The 22,934-nt window shown below is 68.3% G+C and carries 21 protein-coding genes; 9 read left to right on the forward strand and 12 right to left on the reverse strand.

Annotation, left to right across the window (positions count from 1 at the left end):
• Positions 1 to 39 precede the first annotated feature (39 nt).
• From AB0I54_RS38345 to AB0I54_RS38360, 4 genes are all read right to left on the reverse strand, one after another.
• Positions 40 to 1,029, reverse strand: a complete 990-nt coding sequence (locus tag AB0I54_RS38345; RefSeq protein WP_363300921.1) for a DUF1702 family protein — start codon at positions 1,027 to 1,029, stop codon at positions 40 to 42.
• An 89-nt stretch (positions 1,030 to 1,118) separates the two neighbouring features.
• Entirely contained in the window at positions 1,119 to 2,096 is a 978-nt protein-coding gene (locus AB0I54_RS38350; protein WP_363300922.1) for a DUF1702 family protein, read from the reverse strand.
• A gap of 103 nt (positions 2,097 to 2,199) precedes the next feature.
• Positions 2,200 to 2,643 carry a helix-turn-helix domain-containing protein gene (locus AB0I54_RS38355; RefSeq protein WP_363300923.1) on the reverse strand — a complete coding sequence of 148 codons (444 nt, stop codon included), beginning with the start codon at positions 2,641 to 2,643 and terminating at the stop codon, positions 2,200 to 2,202.
• 75 nt (positions 2,644 to 2,718) lie between these two features.
• Entirely contained in the window at positions 2,719 to 3,927 is a 1,209-nt protein-coding gene (locus AB0I54_RS38360) for a transposase (protein WP_363300924.1), read from the reverse strand.
• Positions 3,928 to 4,320: 393 nt separating this feature from the next.
• Here AB0I54_RS38360 and AB0I54_RS38365 point away from each other — a divergent pair, with 393 nt between their 5' ends.
• Complete coding sequence (locus tag AB0I54_RS38365; protein ID WP_363300925.1) at positions 4,321 to 5,004, forward strand: TetR/AcrR family transcriptional regulator; 684 nt, start codon at positions 4,321 to 4,323, stop codon at positions 5,002 to 5,004.
• On the opposite strand, the gene AB0I54_RS38370 is transcribed toward AB0I54_RS38365, so the two are convergent.
• Together AB0I54_RS38370 and AB0I54_RS38375 are read right to left on the reverse strand one after the other, a co-directional pair.
• Positions 4,972 to 5,949 carry an NAD(P)-dependent oxidoreductase gene (locus AB0I54_RS38370; protein ID WP_363300927.1) on the reverse strand — a complete coding sequence of 326 codons (978 nt, stop codon included), beginning with the start codon at positions 5,947 to 5,949 and terminating at the stop codon, positions 4,972 to 4,974. The two genes, AB0I54_RS38365 and AB0I54_RS38370, sit on opposite strands and share 33 nt — an antisense overlap.
• Positions 5,946 to 6,572, reverse strand: coding sequence for a ScbR family autoregulator-binding transcription factor (locus AB0I54_RS38375; RefSeq protein WP_363300928.1), 627 nt, complete (start codon positions 6,570 to 6,572; stop codon positions 5,946 to 5,948). The genes AB0I54_RS38370 and AB0I54_RS38375 overlap by 4 nt, the downstream gene beginning before the upstream one ends.
• A gap of 107 nt (positions 6,573 to 6,679) precedes the next feature.
• On the opposite strand from AB0I54_RS38375, the gene AB0I54_RS38380 reads away from it, so the two are divergent.
• Entirely contained in the window at positions 6,680 to 7,636 is a 957-nt protein-coding gene (locus tag AB0I54_RS38380; RefSeq protein ID WP_363300929.1) for a ScbA/BarX family gamma-butyrolactone biosynthesis protein, read from the forward strand.
• A 1,974-nt stretch (positions 7,637 to 9,610) separates the two neighbouring features.
• Here AB0I54_RS38380 and AB0I54_RS38385 read toward each other — a convergent pair.
• From AB0I54_RS38385 to AB0I54_RS38395, 3 genes are all read right to left on the reverse strand, one after another.
• On the reverse strand, positions 9,611 to 10,405 hold the full coding sequence (locus AB0I54_RS38385) for a DUF6008 family protein (RefSeq protein ID WP_363300930.1): 795 nt from the start codon (positions 10,403 to 10,405) through the stop codon (positions 9,611 to 9,613).
• A gap of 194 nt (positions 10,406 to 10,599) precedes the next feature.
• Positions 10,600 to 11,418, reverse strand: coding sequence for a hypothetical protein (locus tag AB0I54_RS38390; protein ID WP_363300931.1), 819 nt, complete (start codon positions 11,416 to 11,418; stop codon positions 10,600 to 10,602).
• 84 nt (positions 11,419 to 11,502) lie between these two features.
• Entirely contained in the window at positions 11,503 to 12,237 is a 735-nt protein-coding gene (locus AB0I54_RS38395) for a helix-turn-helix domain-containing protein (RefSeq protein ID WP_363300932.1), read from the reverse strand.
• 224 nt (positions 12,238 to 12,461) lie between these two features.
• Between AB0I54_RS38395 and AB0I54_RS38400 the strand changes: the two genes are divergently transcribed.
• From AB0I54_RS38400 to AB0I54_RS38415, 4 genes are all read left to right on the forward strand, one after another.
• Positions 12,462 to 13,127 carry a DUF4097 family beta strand repeat-containing protein gene (locus AB0I54_RS38400; protein ID WP_363300933.1) on the forward strand — a complete coding sequence of 222 codons (666 nt, stop codon included), beginning with the start codon at positions 12,462 to 12,464 and terminating at the stop codon, positions 13,125 to 13,127.
• A 30-nt stretch (positions 13,128 to 13,157) separates the two neighbouring features.
• A complete protein-coding gene (locus AB0I54_RS38405) occupies positions 13,158 to 14,117 on the forward strand; it encodes an ATP-binding cassette domain-containing protein (protein ID WP_363300934.1) in 960 nt (319 codons plus the stop codon).
• Positions 14,114 to 14,932, forward strand: coding sequence for an ABC transporter permease (locus AB0I54_RS38410; protein ID WP_363300935.1), 819 nt, complete (start codon positions 14,114 to 14,116; stop codon positions 14,930 to 14,932). Before AB0I54_RS38405 ends, AB0I54_RS38410 begins: the two co-directional genes overlap by 4 nt.
• A gap of 158 nt (positions 14,933 to 15,090) precedes the next feature.
• Positions 15,091 to 15,948, forward strand: coding sequence for a GNAT family N-acetyltransferase (locus AB0I54_RS38415; protein ID WP_363300936.1), 858 nt, complete (start codon positions 15,091 to 15,093; stop codon positions 15,946 to 15,948).
• Here AB0I54_RS38415 and AB0I54_RS38420 read toward each other — a convergent pair.
• Together AB0I54_RS38420 and AB0I54_RS38425 are read right to left on the reverse strand one after the other, a co-directional pair.
• Positions 15,917 to 16,933: a BtrH N-terminal domain-containing protein gene (locus AB0I54_RS38420; RefSeq protein ID WP_363300937.1), complete on the reverse strand. Its 1,017-nt coding sequence runs from the start codon at positions 16,931 to 16,933 to the stop codon at positions 15,917 to 15,919. The two genes, AB0I54_RS38415 and AB0I54_RS38420, sit on opposite strands and share 32 nt — an antisense overlap.
• Positions 16,930 to 17,736: a MerR family transcriptional regulator gene (locus AB0I54_RS38425; protein WP_363300938.1), complete on the reverse strand. Its 807-nt coding sequence runs from the start codon at positions 17,734 to 17,736 to the stop codon at positions 16,930 to 16,932. Before AB0I54_RS38425 ends, AB0I54_RS38420 begins: the two co-directional genes overlap by 4 nt.
• Positions 17,737 to 18,178: 442 nt before the next feature.
• Between AB0I54_RS38425 and AB0I54_RS38430 the strand changes: the two genes are divergently transcribed.
• Positions 18,179 to 18,769, forward strand: coding sequence for a WecB/TagA/CpsF family glycosyltransferase (locus AB0I54_RS38430; RefSeq protein WP_363300939.1), 591 nt, complete (start codon positions 18,179 to 18,181; stop codon positions 18,767 to 18,769).
• A gap of 120 nt (positions 18,770 to 18,889) precedes the next feature.
• On the opposite strand, the gene gmd is transcribed toward AB0I54_RS38430, so the two are convergent.
• Positions 18,890 to 19,942 carry a GDP-mannose 4,6-dehydratase gene (gmd, locus tag AB0I54_RS38435; protein WP_363300940.1) on the reverse strand — a complete coding sequence of 351 codons (1,053 nt, stop codon included), beginning with the start codon at positions 19,940 to 19,942 and terminating at the stop codon, positions 18,890 to 18,892.
• A gap of 250 nt (positions 19,943 to 20,192) precedes the next feature.
• Between gmd and AB0I54_RS38440 the strand changes: the two genes are divergently transcribed.
• A complete protein-coding gene (locus tag AB0I54_RS38440; RefSeq protein WP_363300979.1) occupies positions 20,193 to 21,188 on the forward strand; it encodes a GDP-L-fucose synthase in 996 nt (331 codons plus the stop codon).
• A gap of 275 nt (positions 21,189 to 21,463) precedes the next feature.
• Positions 21,464 to 22,807: a nucleotide sugar dehydrogenase gene (locus AB0I54_RS38445; RefSeq protein ID WP_363300941.1), complete on the forward strand. Its 1,344-nt coding sequence runs from the start codon at positions 21,464 to 21,466 to the stop codon at positions 22,805 to 22,807.
• Positions 22,808 to 22,934: the final 127 nt, after the last annotated feature.

The raw sequence follows: 22,934 nt of genomic DNA on the forward strand, positions 1-22,934 counted from the left end.
TTCCCGGTGAATTTCTGCGAATCCAGTTCTTTGCGACCGTCACTGGTCAGTACCTTTCGAAACGAGCGACGAGGAAGCGAGTTGCGCGGCGATGTCGTGGCGCCATGCCTCATAGGCCGGGAACGGGCCGGCGGTCTCGGGCGCCTGGGGCCTGGCGTCACGGCACACCTGCGAGGCCCCTTCGGCGGTCGTGCCGCACACCACGCGGGCCGCGAGGTGGGTGTGCTCGATGACCGTGCCGGCCTTGACGCGCGCCTCGGTTGCGAAGGCGGACCCCTGGGCGAGCGCCCAGCGGTGCTCGCCTGCGCCCTCGACGAAGTGGGCGAGTTCGTCCTCGCCGACCCCGCCGGCATAGGCGCAGGCGAGTCCGGCGCCCGCGTACAGGTCGGAGTGGCGGCGCTCGGGATAGGCGCGGATCAGGTCGGTGACGACGTCGGGGTCGGTGCCGCCGACGAACCACAGGGCGCGGCCGATGCCCTGGTCGATGGCGTTGGCCGTGTAGTGGTTGTGACCGCCGCGCCAGCGGAAGGGGTGCTGGACGTGCGGGTTGCGCACATACGCGTCGGTCTTGAAGTACGCCTGGTGGAATCCGTATCCGTCCAGCGCCAGCCAGCGCAGCAGCGGGTCGGTGGACCGGATGTCGGGCCACAGGGGCTTGGGCAGGCGGGCCATCGCCCAGCCGATGCCGACGTAGATCATGTAGTCGTGGTCACGGCCCCGCCCGGCCAGCAGTCCCCGCAGTCGGCCGCCGTGTCCGGGCAGCGAGTCGTACACCGCCGCGCCCATGCCGGCGCCCTCGTACGCGAAGCCGCGCATGTCCCGCGGGACGGTCTCCAGCAGTTCCTCGGCCTCGGCGGGCGAGCCTGCCTCCACCGCGTAGGCGTACCCCCTGAGGAACACCTCACCGATGTACTCAAGGCGTTCCTTTGCTTCCGCGTTCTTCACATGAAAACCGCGCACCTCCATGGTCGTCTCGGAAACCGGAGGTGTGAGCAATCGGCGCCTGAACGCGCCAAATGAACTGGACACAGCAGTGAACCGCCCCTCTCGAATCCCTTGAATCCCCAGCGAATCGAATGTAGTCAGGGGCCTCGGAGGGGCGTCTACTTCAGATGTGCTCAAACAACGATGGCGCTCAATTGCCGGCGCACATTGCGGCGCCAGACCTCGTAGGCCGGTCCGACCCCGTCCTGGGGTGCGGGGGCGGCGCAGTCGTCGGCGAGGCGCGCGACGGCCTCGACGGTGCGTCCGGTGAACGCGTGCACGGCGGCGGCGCTGTGCTCCGGGACGTACCCGGCGTGGTGGCGGGCCTTGGCGGCGAACACCGCGCCCTGCGCGAGGTGGTCGGCGAAGTCGCCCGCTTCCGTGTGCAGCGCGCTCAGAGAGGCCGCCGTGCTGCCGCCCGCGAAGGTGGCGGCGAGACCGACGCCGCTCCACAGATCCGCCCGCCGGTCGGCGGCGAACGCCCCTACGGCCGCGGTCACGTTGCCCACGTGCCCGCCGTGGATGAACCACAGCGCGCGGCCGACGCCCTGGTCGAAGGCGCGCTGCCAGTAGGAGGGGTCGCCGTCCCAGGTGTAGGGGGCGTCGAGGCGCTGTCCGCCCACCCAGGTGTCGGTGTCGAAGTAGGCGCGGTCGAAGCCGTAGCCGTCCACGCACAGCCAGCTCATCGCCGGGTACAGGTCGGGCTCGTCCAGGTCCGGGACGAGCTTCTTCCACAGCGGCCTGGGCAGCTTGGCCATGGCGAAGCCGATGCCGATGTAGTTGAGGAAGATGTGCGGTCTGCCGCCGCCTCGCAGCAGATCGGCGGTGCGGTGGCCCTTCGGGCCCATCGCGTCGCGGATCGCGCAGGCCATGGTGGCGCCCTCGTAGGCGAAGCCCCGGTTGAGCGGGTCGACGAGCGCCAGCCGGCGCTCGGTGGTGGTGGTGTCCCGGTCCTCGATGCCCCATTCGAAGCCGGTCACCACCGCCTGTGGTACGGCTTCCAACTGGCGTGTGAGTTCGGTGGGTTCGACGCGGAATCCTCGTCGCGCGAAGCCCACTTCGTCCAGGGACGGAGCCATGATGAGCCTGCGCAGCGCTCCCAGTGCCGGCACGGACGCCTCCTCGTAAGCGCCGCTCCCTTACCGGCGGCGGGGCTGTCATGGTGGTCGACCCGGCGGTGGGGCGGCATCTTCGTCCGTGCGCTACGCGCCGCGGTCAGCGGATGCGGCGGACGTCCACCTCCTCGTCGTGCACGGCACGCCCGCAGTGCGAGCAGTGCAGTTCGACCTGGACGCTGCCCTCGCAGCCGAGGTGGTCGGCGCGGCGCGGCGGGCCCAGTTCCTGCGGCAGGTTGCGGTCCCCCCACTGCATCAGGGCCACGACCGCCCGGGTGAGGTCCCGTCCCGACGGGGTGAGCCGGTACTCGTGGCGCACCGGTTTGTCCTGGTAGGGCACGCGTTCCATGATGCCGTGCTCGACCAGCCTGTTCAGCCGCGAGGAGAGCACGTTGCGTGCGATGTCCAGATGGGACAGGAACCCGTCGAAGCGCGTGGTGCCGAGGAGGGCCGAGCGGATGATCAGCAGGGTCCAGCGCTCGCCGATCACCTCCAGGGAACGGGCGAGGCTGCAGTCCTGTCCCTCGTACGTGTGTCTCAGCATGCGATCACTCTAGGCAGGGGTGAGTTGTGTGAAGGTACCCGACTTGGCGAAGCCGTCACGGGTTTGCCGGGGCGCTCAGGCCGCGACGAGCATGCGCTCTCCGCCACCGGTGGGACGCTGGTCGAAGCGGCTGTAGGCGTACGCGGCGGACACCAGCGTCATGTGATGGTGCCAGCCGGGGTAGGAGCGCCCCTCGAAGTCGAGCAGCCCGAAGCCGTCCGTCATCGCGCGCACGGACCGTTCGGCCTGTGCGAGCGTCCGCGTCAGAGCCAGCACCGACTCCATACGGGCGTGGGTCAGGCTGGTCAGCCACAGCTGCAGGGGGCGCCGTCCTCCCTCCGGACGGACGGCGAAGAGCCGGTACGTGCGGTCGATGCGCTCGCCGCCCTGTCCCCTCCTGGGCAGCCGTACGAAGGCGGACATGACGGTGGTGTGCCGGCCGCGTCCGTCCCACGGGGCCACGCTCTCCATCCGGGTGAGGGTGCCCGCGTCGAACTCGAACAGACTGCGGGCCGCGAGCACCAGGCCCTGCCCGTCCTCGCCGTTCGGGCTCTGCATCCGCAGGCGCCGGCCCACGGCGACCTGGAGCCGGTCCGGGACGGCGACCACGAAGTCCCTCCCACGCAGGGCGAGTCCGTTGATCAGGGAGGTCGCGTGGGTCCCGCCGGCGGCCTCCAGGTCGACGACGACCGGCAGGGGCGCGGTGCGGCTGTTGCCGGCGAGCGTGTCGACGAGGTCGAGGGCGTGCTGCTCGACGGAGCGGGGGCCCACCTCGGCCGGGATCCGGGTCCGGACGCGGCGCTCGTGGTCCTTCACCCAGGAACCGGGAAGCAGCAGGCGCCAGTCGACCGGCACGGCCCGGTCGTAGGAGGACAGGAACATGCCTATGCCCACCTGGCAGGTCACCGAGCGGCCGGTGGAGGCCAGGAAGCGGCGGTGCACTCCGCAGGAGTGCTCGCCGCGCTTGCGCAGCATCGCCGGGCTGACCACGCAGGCGCGCGGCGGAGCGAGGCGCGGCTCCACCCACCGGGTGAGCTCGGCCCGGACCGGCATCCAGTCCCAGGGGCTGGCGCTGACGAACTGGTGCAGTGACTGCGAGGCGGCGGGCGATCCGGAGACGGCCGCGGCCAGCCGGCGGACCGACTTCTTGCCCGGGGTGACGAGCAGCCCCTGCACATAGGCCTGCGCCCAGCGACGCTGGTCGCTGCGCGGCAGGCACTCGAAGACACTCTCCGCGAACACCGGTAGCGAGGCCTGAGAGTCCATCAAAGCGTGCGTGACCATGGCAAGTTCCTCCCCGTAATCGGCCGGCGACTGCTGGCCACGCTAAAATAATAGCGAACGCCCTCTTTTTTTCGCGACTAAGGAGAGTTGCCGGATGTACTTCGCCAAGTCGGCCCTCGCCGGGCCCAGTCGCACGGTCGTCGCGCGAACACCGTGGCAGCAACCTGCCCGCACCACGGTCGGCGGCTCTCACCTGCGAAGCAGTCCTCGCCACGGGCACGGCCGCCGGCTAGCGCATCTTGTGCAACTCCGGGTTGCCGGTGGCAGGAAGATGACGCAAAGGTGGTGGTCTGAGGCGATCTTCGACTTGGCTACGGACAGCACGGCGGTGCGATGCCCGGGGAGTCCGCCCTGGCGTACACCGGCGGCCGGCAGCCCTCTTCAGGAGACAGCATGGTGAAGCAGGAGAGGGCCATGCGTACGCGCGAGGCCCTGGTCAAAGCGGCGGCGGCGGAGTTCGACCGTGCCGGCTACGAAGGCACGTCACTGTCGCGCATCAGCAAGTCCGTCGGCATGTCCATAGGCGCCGTCACCTTCCACTTCTCGACCAAGAACGAACTGGCCGACGCGGTCCAGCAGGTGGGGCGGTCGGTGACCCGCGAGGCGGTGGAGGGCGTCCTCGCCGAGAACCGGTCGGCGCTGCGCGTGGTGGTCGACCTGACGCTGATACTCGCCCAGTTGATGGAGCGGGAGCCTTCCGTCCGTGCCGCCATCCGCCTCAGCCGCGAGCTTCCGGAAGCCGTCCCGTGGTCGGAGGTCTGGCTGCCGACGGTGCGCGACCTCCTGGACGAGGCACACGAAACAGGTCAACTTCACGCGGCCGCCCTGCCCGCGGACGTGACGACGCTGGTCGAGTACCTGACCAGCGGCGCGGAGGCCTATCTGCGCAGCCGTATGGGCTCGGACATGGCGTTCGAGAGCGCGGTGGCGCAGCTCAAACGGCTCTGGCACGTGGCCATCGCGGGAGTCGCGGTCGACACGGGGGCGAACGCACCCGGCACCCCCTTGCCCGCCATCACCGTCGAGCGGGTCGTCCTCGACCCGTCAGCCGCGGTCCCCGGGGCCGAGCGCCAGTAGGGAGCGGTACCACGGAACGGCCTCCGCCACCCCGGTCAGCGGACCGGGGCCGGGGTCGCAGTTCGTGCCGCGCCAGATCTCCTCGCTGTCGTACCAGTGGTCGCGGGCCACCAGGGCGAACTGACGCTCACTCAGTTCGCAGGCCGACGCCCGCAGCCGAGCCCGGCACTCGTCCCAGGCCAGTTCGGCGGAGACCGCCGGCAGGCCGAGGTGGCGGGTCAGCGCCGCCAGCAGATCGCGGGTGGTCACCGGGACGGGATGGCTGGCGTGCCAGACCCGTGGCCCGGCCAGGGGGAACTCCGTCGCGAGGTGCACGATGAGACGCGAGAGGTCCTCCACGGCGACCATGGAGACACGTGCGCGCCCTCCGTCCCACAACGCCGGTACGGCGGTGACGAGTTCAGCGAGAGCGGGTACGACCCACCGGTCCCCCCGTCCCAGCACGAGGCCGGGCCGCAGGACGCACGCCCCGGCCGCCAGGGCGTGCTTCTCACCGGCCAGCCGGGTGCGGCTGGGGACGGACAGGGGGGCGGGGACAACTTCGTCCACGCCTATCCCGCGGTGCGGACCCTGCCCGTAGACCGCCGCCGTCGACAGATGCATGATCCGCCCGACCCCGGACCGTAAGGCCTCACGCATCAGCGCGGCGGTCCCCTGGACGTTGACCGCCGTGCCGTGCTGTTCGTCGGAGCTCTGCGAGGCCGCGAGGTGCAGCAGCACGTCCGCCCCCTCGCAGACGCCCCGCAGGCTGCCGGGCTCGCCGAGATCGGCGGGCGTCCACTCGTCCACCAGCGCCGCGGTGCTCGTGGGCAGTCGTCTGCCCACCGCATGGACGGAAAGAGGCGCGGCCGTGCCGGCCTCGTCCCGTAACCGGGCCAGTCGTCGCAGCACCGCTGCTCCGATGAACCCCGTGGCCCCGGTCAGCACGACGCGCGTCCGTCTCATGCGGCGAGTCTCGCGACATGGGCGGGCAGCTCCACCCGGGCCAGGCCGTGCGGGGTGGCGATGGCCGGCAGGAAGTACCGCCACATCGAGACCAGGCGTTCCGGAAGGTCCGCGTGACCGCTGGCGACGTTGGAGAAGATCTGCGTCCCGGTGTAGGCGCCCACCAGCACGTTGGCGAGCTCTCGTTCATCGACCTCGGGAAGCAGCTCGCCCTGCTCCCGCGCGGCGCACAGGTGGACGTACAACTGCTCGACCCACTCCTGGTATGCCGTGTCGTCTCGCTGCCCGAACTCGCCCTGTTCGACGGCGAGTCGAACGCTCGCCCGGAACAGCACGTTGCTGGTCAACTGGTGCGCGGTGAAGAACGTGAGATCGACGAGTCCCTGCAGGCCGAACCCTTCGGCCGGAGGGTCCACGAACTCCTGCTGGTGCGTCAGAACGGCCTGGGCCAGCTCACGCTTGGACTTGAAGTGGAAGTACATCCCACCCTGCGTGACGTTGGCCCGGGTCATGATCTTGTTGATGCTCGCCCCGCTGTAGCCGTACTCGTCGAAGATCTCGGCGGCCGCAGTCAGGATCGTGTCCCGCGTCCGTACTGCCCTCTCTTGCTTTGGCTCGGCCATTGCTCGCGACTCCCTCGACAAAAAAAACGAACACCCTTATTTTACAGGTCGGCCCCCTCAGTCGACCAGAGAAGGGGCCTCCACATACGCACGCCAGGGGGATAGGCATGCTCACAACCACGGAACGGCCCAACGCGGCAAGCCAGCCTGCTCTGACCACGACCGTTGCGAGGGAGTACGTGCATCGCGCGGCCCTGTCGGAGGTGTTCCTGACCGGCTGGCGCAAGGAGTGCGCCGACAGGTTCACCATCACCGCTCAGTGGCCGCGCAGCCACAGCTTCTACATCTCCGAGCACGGCCTGTACGACCCGCTCCTGCTGAGCGAGACGGTCCGGCAGTGCGGTCTGCTGCTCACCCACGTCGGCTACGACATGCCGTTCGGGCACCAGATCAGCTGGTCGCGGCTTCAGTACGCGATCAACCCGCAGGCGTTGCGCATCGAGACCAGGCCCGCCGACATCGAACTCCACGTGACCTGCTCGGACATCAAGTACCACGGCACCGTACCGCGCACCATGGTCATGCACCTGGAGGCCATTCGCGCCGGCTCCCTGCTGGCCATGGCCAGCATCCGGTTCAGCAACCACTCCCCCGCGGTCTACCGGCGTCTGCGGATGGGCCGCAACGTCGAGGAGATCTTCGCGGCCGTTCCGGAGCCGATCGAGCCGGTGTCGCGGGCAGCCGTCGGCCGTCTGCGCCGGCAGGACATCGTCCTGTCGCCGACGGAGGAGAGCGGACGCTGGCAACTGCGCGTCGACACAAGCCATCCCGTGCTGTTCGACCACCCCGTCGACCATGTGCCGGGCATGCTCCTGCTCGAAGCCGTCCGCCAGGCGGGCCACGCCATGGATCCCGCGCAGGCCGGGGCGGCACTGCCCGTGTCGCTGGACGTCTCGTTCAACCGCTACGTCGAGTTCGACGAACCGTGCTGGATCGAGGCGGAGTCCATACCCACGATGTCCCCATCGTCCGGCGCACGGCGCACCATTCGGGTCAACGCCCGACAGAAAGGTTCCTTCGCATTCAACGCGACTGCGGAGTTGGCTGACGCCGCTTCACTCTGAGGAATGACGTTCTTGGCTACGGAGGGCCATCACTCCCCCGCGGGATACGGTGACCTCATACGGGGGAAGGAAAATGTAGAACCTGCTGCCTGAGCGGCTCCGTGCCGTGCCACGGGTCAGCCATCGACCGGCCCCAGTGCGCCAACACTGGGGCACACGGTCTTCTCACCCGCCGAGGTAACAACTCGACGGGCGCGCGCGCCCGTTCCAGGCTCCAGCCCAAGAAACGTGCATTGCACGGCCTGACAGGACCGTGCAGTGGTGCTCCTACAAAGAGACGTCTCCATAATGAACCAGAACTCCGCGATTCTCCAGTCCCCCCACCAGATTTATGAGGCGGGAAGCCCCTTAAGTACCCACTCCTCACCTACGGAATCCAGCCAATCTTCGACTGGGACCGAGTTCTGCGACACCGTTCGTGTGCCGCGTGACCGGGTGAAGGTGCCGATGCGACTCGTCGAGTCGCCCTACTACTCGGATGCGGCACTCAGCGTCTACATCAAGGTGAAGGCTCTCGCTCGGCGGCCGGAGGGCTGCACCGCCGCCGTCGCAACTCTCGCCCGATACCTCGGCTTCTCGCCATCGACCGTGCAACGAGGCCTGGCGCAGCTCCGTGATCCGGACCCCGACGGTGTCGTCGAACTCGCCTGCAACACGCGCAGGTCCAAGCCGGGCGGCTCGGGGGACACCGTATGCCGCCGGGTCCGCCCGATGCCGCCGGCCGAGCCGTTCATCTGGCTGCCCGTCGCCGCGAGTGAACATCTGCGGCCCCGTCTGCTGCGCGCGTACGCGGCCATCGCCTACTCCGTCGTGCAGAAGATTCCCTTGAGCGAGAGCGACCTCGCCGACTTCCTGCGTCACCATTCCGGCCCTCGGGCCGGTGAGGCGATCAGCACCGAGGCGGCAAGCCGCATCATCGATGAACTCGCCGCCTCGGGCTGGATCGGCGTGCTGCGACGAGCCGGTTTCCAGGGGCGCCACGAGTTCGTCGTCAACGCCCAACCATCCTGTGTGAGTCCCGTACTTGATGACTCATCGGGTTCCGACGTTGATGCGTGTTCGCTCGCGTATAAGGAAGACCTGAGGATTGACCGACCTGAGAACGACGCTGCGCCTGTCTCATCCGCCGTAGGCGAGGTACCGGTGGACAAGCGCGTTGAAGCGCCGCGTGAAGAGCCGGGCCCGGCCGGGACACCGGATGTGCTCGCGCTGCGCGCGGATGAGAAGAAACCCGCCCAGGCCCCCGCCCCGCCCCCCGCCGCTCCCGTCCGCAGGGAGCCGCCCTACCGCGGTCCCCAACTGACGTTCAGCGGCAGGCTCCATGCCGTGCTGGAACCGGTCCGGTTCCTGCTCGACGACGTGAACACCTACGTGCAGCGCAGAATCGGCCAGGAGATCGCCCGGCAGCTCGGCGACGGCATGACCGTCGCGCGTCTGCGGGACAGGCTCGGACAACGCCTCGCGCAAACCGTCCTCGCCGACATCCGGGACGTGGGCCGTTGGCTGCTGGGGGTGGCACTGCCCCGTTGGGGCTGTGCGAATCCGGACTGCGAAACGGGCGTGCTCTGCTCCACCGGCGCACGCTGCCCCGTCTGCCGGGAGGTGGTCGCGCGACGTGCGGCAGCCCGTCGCGGTGGTGCACCGCTGCCCGGCGGGGAAGCGGCCGAGGGAACCGACAGACCGAGCGTCCCCCGCGCCGAGGCCCCTGCCTCGCCCCCCGCGCCCCGCACCGTCACCTGTTGCCCGAGCTGTGAGCGCCCTCACCGCCCGGGGCACTCCGGTCTCTGCCGTGGCTGCCGCCCCGGCCCAGTTCCCGTTCCCGCCGCCCGAGTCGGCGACGGCCGCTGCTCGGGGAGTAACGGCACCTGCGGCCGTCCCTCCCCGCACGGTCTGTGCTGGCGGTGCCGCATCGCGTCGGACGCGAGACCCGGTGGCGCACCGACTGCCGCGACGAACACCGGCACCGGCGAACGATCAGATGCACCACCACAGGGGACGTGCCCCGACAGCGGCCGCGGGCTTGCCCGTGTCGGCGACCGCGGCCACCACAGCCACGTCACCCACCTCGACGACGTCGGACACGTCGGCCGCCTCGGCCGCAGGAGCCTCGTATCCGGCCCTGACGGCGCGCCGTTCCTTCCACAGGTGGTAGACCGCGATGGCGAGGATGACCGTGCCGATGAGATTGGCGACGAAGTGCCACCACACCCGGTACGTCACGAGCGCAGGGCCCGGTTCGATCAGTCCGAACCAGGTGGACAGCCCGATGGCCCGGCTGGCGCCAAGGGCGACGGACAGGGTGAGCACCACGTGCTCCAGGCCGTGGATGGTCTGCATCCACACGCCCATCTTGGCCCACTTGCGGGACTTGAGCTCTCCGGCGGCCCGGCGGGTGATCTGTGCGATGCCTACGAGTCCCGCCAGGAAGATGAAGTTGCCCGTGAGATGGAGGATCTCCATGCCGAGCATGGGCTTGCTCTCGTCGACCTGCCCCATGCCACGTGACAGTCCGTTCGCCCAGGGAGTCATCCAGGCCGGCGAGTACGGGTGCGCCACCCAGTAGCCGACCTGGGCCACGTGCTCCTGGAAGTGACCGACCTGCCCGATGACACCGAGCCCGATGAGTGCGACCGCGGTCTTGTACAGCCACGGCCGGACCTGTCCCCGGTTGCCGAGGGCGAGCACGACGACGGCTGCCCACATCGCGACGGCCCATCCGATGAAGAGGACAGCGCCCAAGGTGTCCAGGGAGGAAACGGTGCTACCCATGCCGCCCATCCCTCCCATGCTGTGGCCTGCGTGCGCGTGGTCCATGGGGATACTCCTCTGGCTCCGACTCCGGGCAGCGACGTGTATGGCGCTCTGCGTCACGCTAGGGATCCGGGCCGGACACCGGCCACTTCAGGCGTGCGGACTTCCAAGCCTTCGAGGAGCCCCACGATCACTGACGTGCCGTCGGTAACTCAGCAGGAGGGTGAGGGAGTTGAGGTGACAGGCGGCTGGCCTGTGCCGGAGACGGTGGCGGGCCGGGTGATGCGGTAGCACTGGCGGACCGTTCCGTCGTCGCTGGAGAGCAGGACGGTGACCGTCACGCTGCCGTCTCCTCGCGTCACGCCCCTGACGGTGAAGGTACGGAGCGTTCCGGTGGGGTCGAGGGCCTTCTGTACTCCGGTACGGGTGACGTCCTTCGGGTCCATCCCCTCGATCCGTGTCCCCGCCAACCGCACCAGAAGGCCGATGTCCGTGGCGGGTCTGCACACGTCGTCCTTCCGCACGGCCACCTTCGACGTCCACGGGTGGCCGTGCGGGTGGCTGTAGGTGAAGTCGAGGCACCGGCTCACGGCGTCACTCCCTCCCCCCAGAAGGTCTCCCGACGTGTCGTACATGACTTGCTTGGACAGCTGGGCCGTGAACGCACGGCGGGATGCGTCGTAGGTGATCAGTGGGGATCCGGTGTGCTTCCAGATCACACCGGTCAGCTCGTCGAGGTCGCCGGTGCGGCTCGCGTCGAGGGAGCGGGCCGTGTCGTCCGCCGCGTTGCGGGCCTGCTGGAGGATGGATGACACAGCCCTGTGCCTGCGTTCGCTGTCGACCTTCCCGGTGTGCCACTCGAAGTACCACAGCCAGGAAAGGCCGGTTGCGAGGACGACGACCAGCAGGATCAACATGGTCAGGCAGCCGGCGGTCATGACGCGATCGACCCGCTCCACGACCATCGAACGTTCCTGGCCGTCAGGTTGCAGTGTCATCCTTCCCGGACGGCGGGCCGAACTGCGGGTCATGCCCTCATCATCCCAAGTCGGCCTGCGGTTGGTCGAGTTGACGGCCGTTGTCAGCAACGAGGGTCAGCGCGATCCGGATGTGGCTCAGGCAGTGCTGTCCGAGGTCGTTTCGGGTTTCGTGTAGAGGACGTCACGGGCCTGTTCCGCGGCGCGGGCGAGGCTCTCGGAGACGAAGTCGACGAAGCGGGCGATGTTTTCGAGGCGGACGGCGGCCGGGGTGCCGGGGCCGAGGACGCCGACGCCCTGCCGTGCGGTCTCGGCGAGTTGGGCGTTGGAGCGGGCGGCGGCGATCATCGACTGGTAGAAGACGTCGTTGTCGACGAGGTAGCGCTCGCGGCGGCGTTCGTCGCGTTCCCGGCGGATGAGGCCCTGGCTTTCGAGGAACGTGATCGCTTTGGAGATGGACGCCGGGCTGACCTGGAGGCGTTGGACGAGTTCGGACGCGGTGAGGCTGCCGTCGTCGGTGGTGTAGAGGCAGGTCAGCACCCGGGACATCATTTTGGGCAGGCCCTGCTGTATGAGGAGGGTGGTGAACGCCTCCTCATACTCGCGTACGGCGTCGGCGTCGCGTCCATGGGCCTGCGCGGGGGTGTTCGAGTCCCGGGGCGTGGTCTGCCTGCGGCGGTGGGCGCGGCGTTCGGTGGCGCGGTGGGCGAGGTCGGCGCGGTAGGCGGTGGGGCCTCCATTGCGCATGACCTCGCGCGTGACGGTCGAGGTCGGGCGGTCGAGGCGTCTGGCGATCTCCGCGTAGGCGAGGCCGTCGGCCAGTCCCAGCGCGATCTGCTGGCGCTCCTGCTGGGTGAGTCTGCCTCCCGGCATCGCGGCCTCCTTCGGTCGTCCGTGGTGTCTCCAACTATAGCGTTCACTTCTCATTCATTGCAATGATCGCGGTGCGGCTTGTTGCATTAGATTCAATGCCATTGCAACACTTTCTCGGCACTCACCTGCATATATTGCAGATACGTGCAACGACTCTGTTGCCGGATTATTGAATGCAACGTAGCGTTTCCATCATCAGAAACGAAGAGCCGAAGGAGCGCACGATGCAGAAGTACGACACCCCCGCCCCGGTCTCCGCCGTCCTCGGCATCCCCGCGGGACGCATCCGGTTCATCGCCGCCGACCGGGCCGACACCACGGTCGAGGTCCTGCCCGTGGACGCCTCCAAGAGCCGCGACGTGAAGGCGGCCGAGCAGATCGAGGTCGTATACGGCGACGGCGTCCTGCGGGTCGAGGCGCCGACCGCGAAGAACCGGGTCCTCGGCAACTCCGGATCCGTCGAGGTGACCATTCAGCTGCCCGCCGGCTCCCGCATCGAGGGCAAGGCCGCCTGCGCCGAGCTGCGCGGCGTCGGCCGCCTGGGCGACGTCGTCTTCGAAGGCGCGTACCGCCAGGTCAAGTTCGACGAGGCCGCGAGCCTCCGCCTCACCGCGATCGACGGCGACGTCGAGGTCGGGCGGCTGGGCGGACCCGCGGAGATCAGCACCGCACGGGGCGACATCCGGATCGCCGAGGCCGTGCGCGGCACGGTCGTGCTCCGCACCCAGTCCGGCAGCATCTCGGTCGGCGCCGCCGCCGGCGTCTCGGCCGCCCTGGACGCCGGCACCGGCCACGGCCGCATCAGCAACGCCCTCAAGAACGACGGCAGCGCCGAACTCGACATCCGCGCCACCACCTCCCACGGCGACATCACCGCCCGCAGTCTCTGAATCCTTAGTCAGTAAGAGGGGGCACCACTCATGACCGACCTGGCCATCGCGGCGAACGGGTTGCGCAAGTCCTACGGCGACAAGGTCGTGCTCGACGGCGTCGACCTGGCCGTCCCGGAAGGAACGGTCTTCTCGCTGCTCGGTCCGAACGGCGCCGGCAAGACCACCGCCGTAAAGATCCTCTCCACCCTCATCTCCCCCGACCCCGCCGGCGGACAGATCCGCGTCGGCGGCCACGACCTCGCCGCCGACCCGCAGGCCGTGCGGGCCGCGATCGGTGTCACCGGGCAGTTCTCCGCCGTCGACGGGCTGATCACCGGCGAGGAGAACATGCTCCTCATGGCGGACCTGCACCATCTGTCCAAGCGCGAGGGGCGGCGGGTCACCGCCGAGCTGCTGGAGCGCTTCGACCTCACCGAGGCCGCGAAGAAGCCCGCCGCCACCTACTCCGGCGGTATGAAGCGCCGTCTCGACATCGCCATGACCCTGGTCGGCACCCCGCGGATCATCTTCCTCGACGAGCCGACCACCGGCCTCGACCCGCGCTCCCGGCACAACATGTGGCAGATCATCCGCGAGCTCGTCACGGGCGGCGTCACCGTCTTCCTCACCACCCAGTACCTGGAGGAGGCCGACGAACTCGCCGACCGCATCGCCGTGCTCAACGACGGCAGGATCGCCGCCGAAGGCACCGCCGAGGAGCTGAAGCGGATCGTGCCCGGCGGACACGTCCGGCTCCGCTTCACCGACCCGGCCGCCTACCAGAGCGCCGCCGGAGCACTGCGCGCGGCCTTGAGGGACGACGAGTCCCTCACGCTGCGGATCCCGAGCGACGGCAGCCAGCGCGAGCTGCGCACCGTACTCGACCGGCTGGACGCGGCCGGCGTCGAGGCCGACGAGCTGGCCGTGCACACCCCCGACCTCGACGACGTCTTCTTCGCCCTGACCGGCGGCGGCATCCCCAACCAGCCCAAGGAGGCTGTCCGATGAGCTCCCCCCTGGCTCCCGCCCGCCCGACCCGGATCTCCCTCGCCGTACGCGACTCGGCCACGATGCTGCGCCGCAACCTCCTGCACGCCCGGCGCTATCCGTCCCTCACACTGAACCTGCTGCTCACCCCGATCATGCTGTTGCTGCTCTTCGTCTACATCTTCGGCGACACCATGAGCGCGGGCATCGGCGGCGGTGGTCCGGACCGCTCCGAGTACATCGCCTACATCGTCCCGGGGCTCCTGCTGATGACCATCGGCAGTACCACGATCGGGACCGCGGTCTCCGTCTCCAACGACATGACCGAGGGGATCATCGCCCGCTTCCGCACGATGGCGATCCACCGCGGTTCGGTGCTCGTCGGGCACGTCGTCGGCAGTGTGCTGCAGTCGGTCATGAGCGTGGTCCTCGTGGGCGCCGTCGCCGTGGCCATCGGCTTCCGCTCCACCGATGCCACCGTCCTGGAGTGGCTCGCGGCCTTCGGACTGCTCGTGCTGTTCGCCACGGCGCTCACCTGGATCGCGGTCGGCATGGGCCTGGTCAGCCCGAACGCCGAGGCCGCGAGCAACAACGCCATGCCCCTGATCCTGTTGCCGCTCCTGTCCAGCGCCTTCGTCCCCCTGCACTCGATGCCGGGCTGGTTCCAGCCGATCGCCGAGTACCAGCCGTTCACGCCCGCCATCGAGACCCTGCGCGGTCTGCTGCTCGGCACCGGGATCGGCAACAACGGTTGGCTCGCGGTCGCCTGGTGCCTGGGCCTCGCGGTGCTCGGCTACTTCTGGTCGACCTCGAAGTTCAACGACGACCCGAAATAGCCGTCATGACACACCCGAGGGCGGCGTACCCCGACACCCCGTCGGCGTACGCCGCCCCGTTCGTGTGCAAGGAGAACAGCAGGTGTAGGGAGGACAGCAGGTGTGCCGGCCGGTCATGCGGTCTTCCCCGCGGCCGAGTCCATCAGGGATCATGACGCATGCGCCCGGACGACTGGCACCTCACCGAAGACGTCGACGCCTTTCTCGGCCGAGCCGGGGAATTCCTGCGCTCGCGCCCCGCCGTGCACATCATGACGCTGACGGTGACCGCGAGACTGCGAGCGCGCGGAGCGCATGCGTACGGCGCCCAAGCCCCGCTCTTCGGGCGGCTGGAGCGAGCGGGCGAGGTCCACGCCACCCTCTACCGCCTCCCGGCCCGTGGCCTGGGCCTCACCCCCCTCACCCCCGAGCAGGCCGACACCCTCGCTGCCCGCCTGGCCGCCCTCGGGCACGCTCTGCCCTACGTCAGCGCGGACCACAGCACCGCTACCGCTTTCGCCGAGGCCTGGCAGCGGCACACGGGCGCCCTACCGACACCGCGCGTTCGGCTCTGCCTGTACCGCCTCGGCACGCTCACCCCACCGGATCCGTTCCCGGCGGGCCGTGGCCGGCTCGTGGGCGAGCGGGACCATGAGCAACTCATGTGCTGGTGCGGTGAGTTCGCCGCGGACGTCGGGGAAGCCGTCTCGATCGACTCCGCCTCCTGGGCAAGCACACGCTTCGCCGACAAGCGCTACACGTTCTGGGAGACCCCGGACGGCACGCCCGTCTCCATGGCAGGCCTGAACCCGATGGTCGCCGGCATGATCCAGGTGGACCCGGTCTACACCCCGGCCCGCCTGCGCGGTCGCGGCTACGCGGGCGCCGTGACGGTCGAGGTGAGCCGGGCCGCGCTGGCCGAGGGTGCCCAGGAGGTCGTGCTGTTCACCAACGCGGCCAACGCCACCAGCAACGCCCTCTACCAGCGCATCGGGTACGTCCTTGTCACCGACTGGGCCGTGTACGACTTCGCGTAGTGCTCAGTCGGCTCAGCGCCTGCATGGCGTCGTGCTCGATGCGGGAGAGGTCGCACAGGACGGTACCTGCCCGTTCGAGGCACTGCGCGTCTCCTGCCTCGCCGGCCTGTGTGATCAGTGCCGCGGCTTCCGTCCAGAGGATCGCTGCCTCGGCATACAGCCTGTGCCCGGTGCGCAGGTGGCCGCTGTCGAGCAGCCGGCCGCATTCGGCGAGGAAGTCGCGGTAGAGGTTGCGGAACAGGGCGCCGCCGGTGCCGGCCTTCTCCATCATGAGGGCGGCCTGCGGCAGGTCCCGTTGCGGGTTGTCGGTGCGCTGGAGCCAGGTGCGTATTCGCTTCCCCGCCTTCTCGATGCCGCGGTGGCCCAGGTTGGCGATCGGCGGATTCAGGAAGGCGTCGGCGCAGGCGGTGACGGCGGGAATGATCCGGTCGTGCAGGGAGGGGAGTTCCGCCGGAGCGGTGAGGGTGAAGGACCGGTTCCTGGCACTCATCGGGCCGCGCGCGGCCCTGGCCCTGGCGAGGCCGGCCAGGCTGGTGGACACCGCTCCGCCCTGCTGCTCGGTGTCCACCAGGTGGGCGTCACGGTCGTCGTAGCCGTACATGGCGACGACATGACCGCCGAAGTGCACCTTCGACGTGAAGTAGTCCAGGTAGTAGCTGTCGAGCTGCAGTCCGACGGGGTGGCCCGCGTCGATGGGGGCCACCACGTTCTCCCATGCTCTGCGGGGCGAAGTGGTCTCCCGGACCAGGAGCTCCAGGTCGAGCCCGCGGGCCAGGTTCCTCGTGAGGTCGAACGGCTTGACCCGTCCGCCGAGGAAGGGAAAGCCCAGGTTCCTGCTGTCCCAGTAGATGAAGGACAGACCCGAGCCGAGGCCGAAGAGCATGGGCTCGGACAGATCGAGTCCTTGGTGCCGCAGCAGCACCCCCAGAGCCGTCGTCTCGCAGTGCTGCGTACCGCGGGTGTCGATGTCTGTCACCGTGGTCATGCCTGGTTCTCCTGGACGGGGATGATCAGCCGGGTCATCAGTTCTTCCTGCGGTGCCTCTGCCGGTCCGACGAGATAGGCCTCGCGTACGGGCGCCTGCGGGCGCAGTCCGCGCTCGTGTACGGCGGCGAAGAGAGCGTTGTAGGCCAGGCGCAGTTGGCTGTAGGGCCCGATGTGCACGGTCTCGGCGACGAGTCCGCCGGGCAGCGTCTCCAACTCCAGGTCCGGTGTTCCCTCCCCCGGCGGCATCTGCGTTCCGACGGCGATCCGCATCCGCTCGTCCAGGTCCAGCGGGTACAGCCCCCACAGCGGCGGCTCCCACGCGATGCCCGCCTTGGCGAGCGCGGGCAGCAGCCTTCCCACGCATTCCTCGACCTTCGCCCCGATCTCCGCGGGGGTGCAGTCCGCCCGCACCACTGCCAGCCGTCGCTCCGGCTCCCTGCTCAGGGTCACCTCGTAGCCGGGCAGACCGCCCTCGGCCAGCCGCTCCAGCAGCTCCATTCGTGCCTGGTCCCTGCTGATCCGCTCGGCCAGCCGGTCCCGCTCGGCGCGCAGGATCTGTGCCCGGTGCGCGGGCTCGGCGGCAAGCGCCTGGGCGATCACCGCCAGGGGAAGGTCCATCTCGCGGAGCAGGGAGATGGTCAGCGCGTCGCGGGCCTGTTCCGGCGCGTAGTAGCGGTAGCCGGAGCCGGCGTCCACGCGGGCCGGAGCCAGCAGCCCCATCTCGTCGTAGTGCCGTAGCTGCTTGACGCTGAGCCGGCACAGGCGGGCGAAGCGCCCGATGGTGAGGAGTTCGTCTTGCACGTCATCATGCTGGACCGTCCCACGGTGGGAGAGTCCAGCGCCGCACCCATGGGTCGCAGCCGCGGGGTGGGCCGCCAGGAGGACCATCCGCCGCAACAGCCCGACGGAGACGAGGTAGTTGAGGGACCAGCGGGTGGCCCATTCGAGTTGCGATGTCGGCGAGTTGTGCATATAGCGGTCGTCCGGGCTCTGTCGGCACTTAGCGTGAGGACACGTCCACTGTCAGGCGGAGGCTATGGGGCCAGACAATGTTCTTGCGCCGATGGACCGGCCGAGCCGTTTGAGCGAAACAGCGCCGGTTCCCCTCTGCGGGGTGCCGGTGCACGCTCTCACCCTGGCGGAAAGTGTTGCCGCGGCGGAGAGGATGATCGCCGATGCACGACCTCACCAACATGTCTCGGTGAATGCCGCGAAAGTCGTCAGGGCCCGGTGGGATCGCCGATTGGCGCACATCATCCGTTCCTGCTCGCTCGTCAACGCCGATGGGCAGGCCGTTGTGTGGGCGGGCCGGGTGCTCGGGCACCCACTTCCCGAACGGGTCACCGGCATGGATCTCATGCTGGCGCTGTGGGACCGCGCGGCACGTGAACGCTACCGGGTCTTCCTGCTCGGCGCCGAGCCCGCGGTGGTGCGCCAGGTGGCGGCCATCGCCACGCGCCGGGGCGTGGACGTGGTCGGACACCGCGACGGCCACTGGTCGTGGGACCAGGAGCCGGAGGTGGTCGCCGCCGTCCGCGAAGCCCGCCCCGACCTCCTCTTCCTCGCGGTGCCGACGCCGCGCAAGGAGTACTTCCTCGCCAGGCATCTGGCCGACCTGAACTGCGGACTGGCGGTGGACGTCGGCGGGTCCTTCGACGTGGTGGCCGGGCTCAGGGCGCGTGCGCCCCGGTGGATGCGCGGCGCGGGCCTGGAGTGGGCCTTCCGTCTCAGGCAGGAGCCCCGGCGGTTGTCCGCCCGCTATCTCGTGGGCAACACCGCGTTCGTCCTGCTGGTCATCGGCGAGGCCCTGGCCCGACGCAACCCGCGCCGGTAGCACGGGAACAACAACGCCAACCGGGCCCGAGGTCCGGCCCGGTTCTTGACGTTCCCGCATACCGCGCGGTGGAAGTCATGGCGGACTGCCACGGAGGCGGAGGCCGCGGGACTCACACCGCTATCGCGCGGTCACCAAGCGCCCCAGGTCAGAATCGACGGCCCGGGCAGGTCGGGCCAGCTTGTCGCCGGTGTTCATGAGCGCACCGAGTTCGGCATCGACCATCAGTCGTGCCAGTTCGGGGGTGCGTACCGTTGGTCGCCATCCAAGGACCCGTTCGGCCAGGGAGGCATCGCCGACCAGGTGATCGACCTCGGAGGGCCGCAGGTAGCGCGCGTCGAAGCGCACGTGGTCGTGCCAGTCCAGACCGACGTGTGCGAAGCAGTACTCCACGAAGTCGCGCACGCTGTGGCTGGTCCCGGTGGCCACCACATAGTCGTTCGGATCGTCCTGTTGCAGCATGAGCCACATGGCCTCGACATACTCGGGCGCATAGCCCCAGTCGCGCCGGGCGTCGAGGTTTCCGAGGTAGATCACGTCCTGCAAGCCGGCCTTGATGCTTGCGGCTGCCGCGGCCACCTTGCGGGTGACGAAGGTCGGGCCGCGGCGAGGAGATTCGTGGTTGAACAGGATGCCGTTGACGGCATACATCCCGTAGGCCTCGCGGTAGTTACGGGTCGCCCAGTACGCGTAGACCTTTGCGACCCCGTACGGGGAGCGTGGGTGGAATGGGGTGGTCTCGCACTGAGGCGGTGGTGCGGCACCGAACATCTCCGAGCTGGAGGCTTGGTAGAAGCGGCACGACAGGCCCACGGACCGGATCGCCTCCAGCAGACGCGTGGTGCCGAGGCCTGTGCTGTTCCCGGTGAACTCGGGCTCGTCGAAGGAGACTCGTACGTGGGATTGTGCGGCGAGGTGGTACACCTCGTCCGGCTGCACTTTCTCCAGGAGACCGGCCAACCGGGTTCCATCCGTCAGGTCGCCGTAATGCAGGAAGAGCCGGGCTTGCGGATGGTGTGGATCTTCATAAAGGTGTTCGATCCGCTGGGTGTTGAAGGTGGAGGCGCGGCGCACGACACCGTGTACGAAATACCCCTTGTCCAATAGAAGCTCGGCGAGGTAGGAGCCGTCCTGTCCGGTAATTCCGGTGATGAGCGCGGTCTTCGCGGTCACATTGTCTCCATTTTCTGGACGTCGTCATATGGAACACCTCGGCCGGCACTCCCGATGGTTCCTGGTACAACGTCAGAGTAGAGACCTCATCATCCCTTTCCGCGCATTATGGCTATGTGTCTACTTTATCGGACTCACTAATAGAGTGAGGTTCCGCGCGACGGCCGCGCGGCGGGACAACCTCCCAGCGACGAAAAACAGCCTGGCGAACCGACGCACGCGACTTCAACCCATCCGACAGGAGCCCCCGATGAGCATTTCGCATGCGGTACACACTGACTCGTATCGTCCCCTGGACAGATCCGCTCCCGTCTTCGTCGCGGGGCGAAGCGGGCTCGTGGGTTCGGCGTTGTGGAGGCTCCTCAAGGCCGAGGGCTTCACCTCACTGCTCGGTCCCGGCTCGACCGACCTGGACCTGCGGAATCGAAGCGCCGTCTTCGAGTGGTTCGCGAAGCACCAGCCGCACGCCGTGATCCTCGCGGCGGCCCGCGTCGGCGGCATCAAGGCCAATGACACCCGCCCCACCGAGTTCATCTCCGACAATCTTCTGATCCAGGTGAACGTGCTGGATGCGGCCCTGCGACACGGCGTAGAACGGCTGCTCTTCCTCGGATCCAGCTGCATCTACCCGAAGCACGCCGACCAACCGATCCGTGAGGAGGCGCTGCTGACCGGTCCGTTGGAGCGAACCAATGAGGCATACGCGATCGCCAAAATCGCCGGAATCACTCAGGTCAGATCCGTCCGTCGGCAACATGGACTGCCGTGGATCTGCGCCATGCCGACCAATCTGTACGGGCCGGGGGACAATTTCCACCCCGAGCACTCGCACGTACTGCCATCTTTGATGAGGAGGTTCCACCAGGCCCGGATCGAACAGGCACCCAGGGTGGTCAATTGGGGCTCGGGAACGCCCCGCCGGGAATTCCTGCACACCGACGACCTGGCCCGGGCGTGCCTCGTGCTGCTCGAACGGTACGACTCCGACTCACCCATCAACGTGGGCACGGGCGAAGACCTCACCATCAGAGAGCTGTCGGACATGGTGGCATCCGCAGTGGGCTACGAGGGCGCCATCGAATGGGATCCGACCCAGCCGGACGGCACGCCTCGCAAGGTCCTGGACATCTCGAAGATCGCTGCTCTGGGCTGGACTCCGCTGATCAAACTCCCTGACGGAATCGCAGAGACGTACGCCTGGTACGAGTCAACCGGCCCGGGCGGCGCTCGACTACCTCGCCAATAGGCCGAGCCACACGGACGACGCCGGACACGGAACGAGCCCGGTGCGGCAGGTAGCCGTCCTCTTCCAGGCCTGCCGCAGAAGGAATTCGGTCCGCAAGAGCTGGTCGGGGCGATGTGTGAAACGGCTTCGAATGCGTCCCTCAAATACAGGTGATTAACTCCAGCACTCCGTAGGGTTGCCCCGGGATCCGAGTCGCGCCGTTCGTGAGTGGCGTCGGAACGGCGATATGCACACGAGCATCTGGTCCGATTCGTGCAGAGAGGGTACTGAGATTCATGGGAAGCAACGTCAGGAGTGGTGGTACCGCGCTCGCCGACGGACAGCCGTCACCGAGCTTGAGGGTGAAGCCGGCTCGAGGCCCGGTGGCCGTACTCGGTCTCGGCTACGTCGGGTTGCCCGTGGTACTCGCGGCTGTGGAAAGCGGGCTGGAGGTCATCGGATTCGACATCGACACCGGCAGGGTGGCGGCGCTGGAGGTCGGTCACAGCCCCGTCGACACGCTGAGCGACACGTCGTTGGACAAGGCACTGGCAACGGGACGTGTCTCGTTCACCAGTGATCCCGGCAGCCTGGCCGCTGCCAGGACGTACGTCATCTGCGTACCCACACCACTACGGGACAAGTTGCCGGACCTTTCCATGGTGAGCGAAGCCGTCGACAACGTCGCCCGAGTGCTGCGCCCCGGCGACCTGGTGAGCCTGGAGTCGACGACCTATCCCGGCACCACCGAGGATCTCGTCGCCCAACGCATTGAAGCCATCTCGTCGCTGGTGCCGGGTCGCGACTACAGTCTCGTGTTCTCCCCCGAGCGGATCGACCCGGGGAATCATGAGTACCGGTTGGAGAACACGCCCAAGATCGTCGGCGGTGTCACCGACCAGTGCACGGCGGCCGGAGCGGCGTTCTACCGGGCGCTGACAAAGCGCGTCGTTCCGGTGTCGTCGCCGAAAGAGGCCGAGATGGCCAAGCTGCTGGAGAACACGTTCCGGAACGTCAATATTGCGCTGGTCAACGAACTGGTCGTCTTCTGCCGGGAACTCGGCATCGACCTGTACGAGGCGATTCGCGCTGCCGCCACCAAGCCATTCGGGTTCATGCCCTTCTACCCCGGCCCCGGCGTGGGTGGTCACTGTATTCCGATCGACCCGGCGTATATCTCGTGGAGGGTCCGCCAGCTCGGATCCTCTTTCCGCTTCGTCGAGTTGGCCACAGAGATCAACGATCGGATGCCCAACTATGTGTCCCTGCGTGTCGCGGAGATGCTCAACTCCGTGTGCAAGTCACTCAACGGCTCCTCGGTCCTGCTGATCGGCGTATCGTACAAACCCGATGTCTCGGACGTCCGCGAGTCTTCGGCTTTCCCGCTCGCCAGACAACTGATGCGGTCCGGGGCAGTCGTTTCGTGGCATGATCCTCTCGTTCCCGAGTTCGTCGTCGACGGTACGCCCGTTCCCGCGGTCAAGACGTTGGCTGCGGAAACCCTCGGCGATGTGGACCTGGCCGTCGTTCACACCGACCACTCCTGCCTGGACCTTGAGGCACTGATCCGTCGTGTGCCTCTCGTACTGGACACGCGGGGAACGCTTCGGGGGCGCGCGTCCAACATCCAGGGGCTCTAGACGCCACATGGCTCCGCACTGACGAGCGCCCCTAAAAAACAGCCTGGCATATTGTCAGTCCAACCGAACGGCTGTCTGGCTCATTGGGCGACCCGGACAAAAGAATTCACCGCATCAGCTCGCGAAT

Origin of the sequence: Streptomyces sp. NPDC050625, from assembly GCF_040654755.1 — a bacterium.
GTDB lineage: Bacteria > Actinomycetota > Actinomycetes > Streptomycetales > Streptomycetaceae > Streptomyces.

What these genes read in the sequence shown, in the direction of transcription:
- AB0I54_RS38440 (WP_363300979.1), top strand. Translation starts at nt 20,193, where the DNA reads ATGAGCATTTCGCATGCGGTACACACTGACTCGTATCGTCCCCTGGAC.
- AB0I54_RS38420 (WP_363300937.1), bottom strand. Translation starts at nt 16,933, where the DNA reads ATGACCACGGTGACAGACATCGACACCCGCGGTACGCAGCACTGCGAG.
- AB0I54_RS38405 (WP_363300934.1), top strand. Translation starts at nt 13,158, where the DNA reads ATGACCGACCTGGCCATCGCGGCGAACGGGTTGCGCAAGTCCTACGGC.
- AB0I54_RS38375 (WP_363300928.1), bottom strand. Translation starts at nt 6,572, where the DNA reads ATGGCCGAGCCAAAGCAAGAGAGGGCAGTACGGACGCGGGACACGATC.
- AB0I54_RS38395 (WP_363300932.1), bottom strand. Translation starts at nt 12,237, where the DNA reads ATGCCGGGAGGCAGACTCACCCAGCAGGAGCGCCAGCAGATCGCGCTG.
- AB0I54_RS38415 (WP_363300936.1), top strand. Translation starts at nt 15,091, where the DNA reads ATGCGCCCGGACGACTGGCACCTCACCGAAGACGTCGACGCCTTTCTC.
- AB0I54_RS38445 (WP_363300941.1), top strand. Translation starts at nt 21,464, where the DNA reads ATGGGAAGCAACGTCAGGAGTGGTGGTACCGCGCTCGCCGACGGACAG.
- AB0I54_RS38370 (WP_363300927.1), bottom strand. Translation starts at nt 5,949, where the DNA reads ATGAGACGGACGCGCGTCGTGCTGACCGGGGCCACGGGGTTCATCGGA.
- AB0I54_RS38410 (WP_363300935.1), top strand. Translation starts at nt 14,114, where the DNA reads ATGAGCTCCCCCCTGGCTCCCGCCCGCCCGACCCGGATCTCCCTCGCC.
- AB0I54_RS38400 (WP_363300933.1), top strand. Translation starts at nt 12,462, where the DNA reads ATGCAGAAGTACGACACCCCCGCCCCGGTCTCCGCCGTCCTCGGCATC.
- AB0I54_RS38355 (WP_363300923.1), bottom strand. Translation starts at nt 2,643, where the DNA reads ATGCTGAGACACACGTACGAGGGACAGGACTGCAGCCTCGCCCGTTCC.
- AB0I54_RS38390 (WP_363300931.1), bottom strand. Translation starts at nt 11,418, where the DNA reads ATGACCCGCAGTTCGGCCCGCCGTCCGGGAAGGATGACACTGCAACCT.
- AB0I54_RS38380 (WP_363300929.1), top strand. Translation starts at nt 6,680, where the DNA reads ATGCTCACAACCACGGAACGGCCCAACGCGGCAAGCCAGCCTGCTCTG.
- AB0I54_RS38365 (WP_363300925.1), top strand. Translation starts at nt 4,321, where the DNA reads ATGGTGAAGCAGGAGAGGGCCATGCGTACGCGCGAGGCCCTGGTCAAA.
- AB0I54_RS38360 (WP_363300924.1), bottom strand. Translation starts at nt 3,927, where the DNA reads ATGGTCACGCACGCTTTGATGGACTCTCAGGCCTCGCTACCGGTGTTC.
- AB0I54_RS38385 (WP_363300930.1), bottom strand. Translation starts at nt 10,405, where the DNA reads ATGGGTAGCACCGTTTCCTCCCTGGACACCTTGGGCGCTGTCCTCTTC.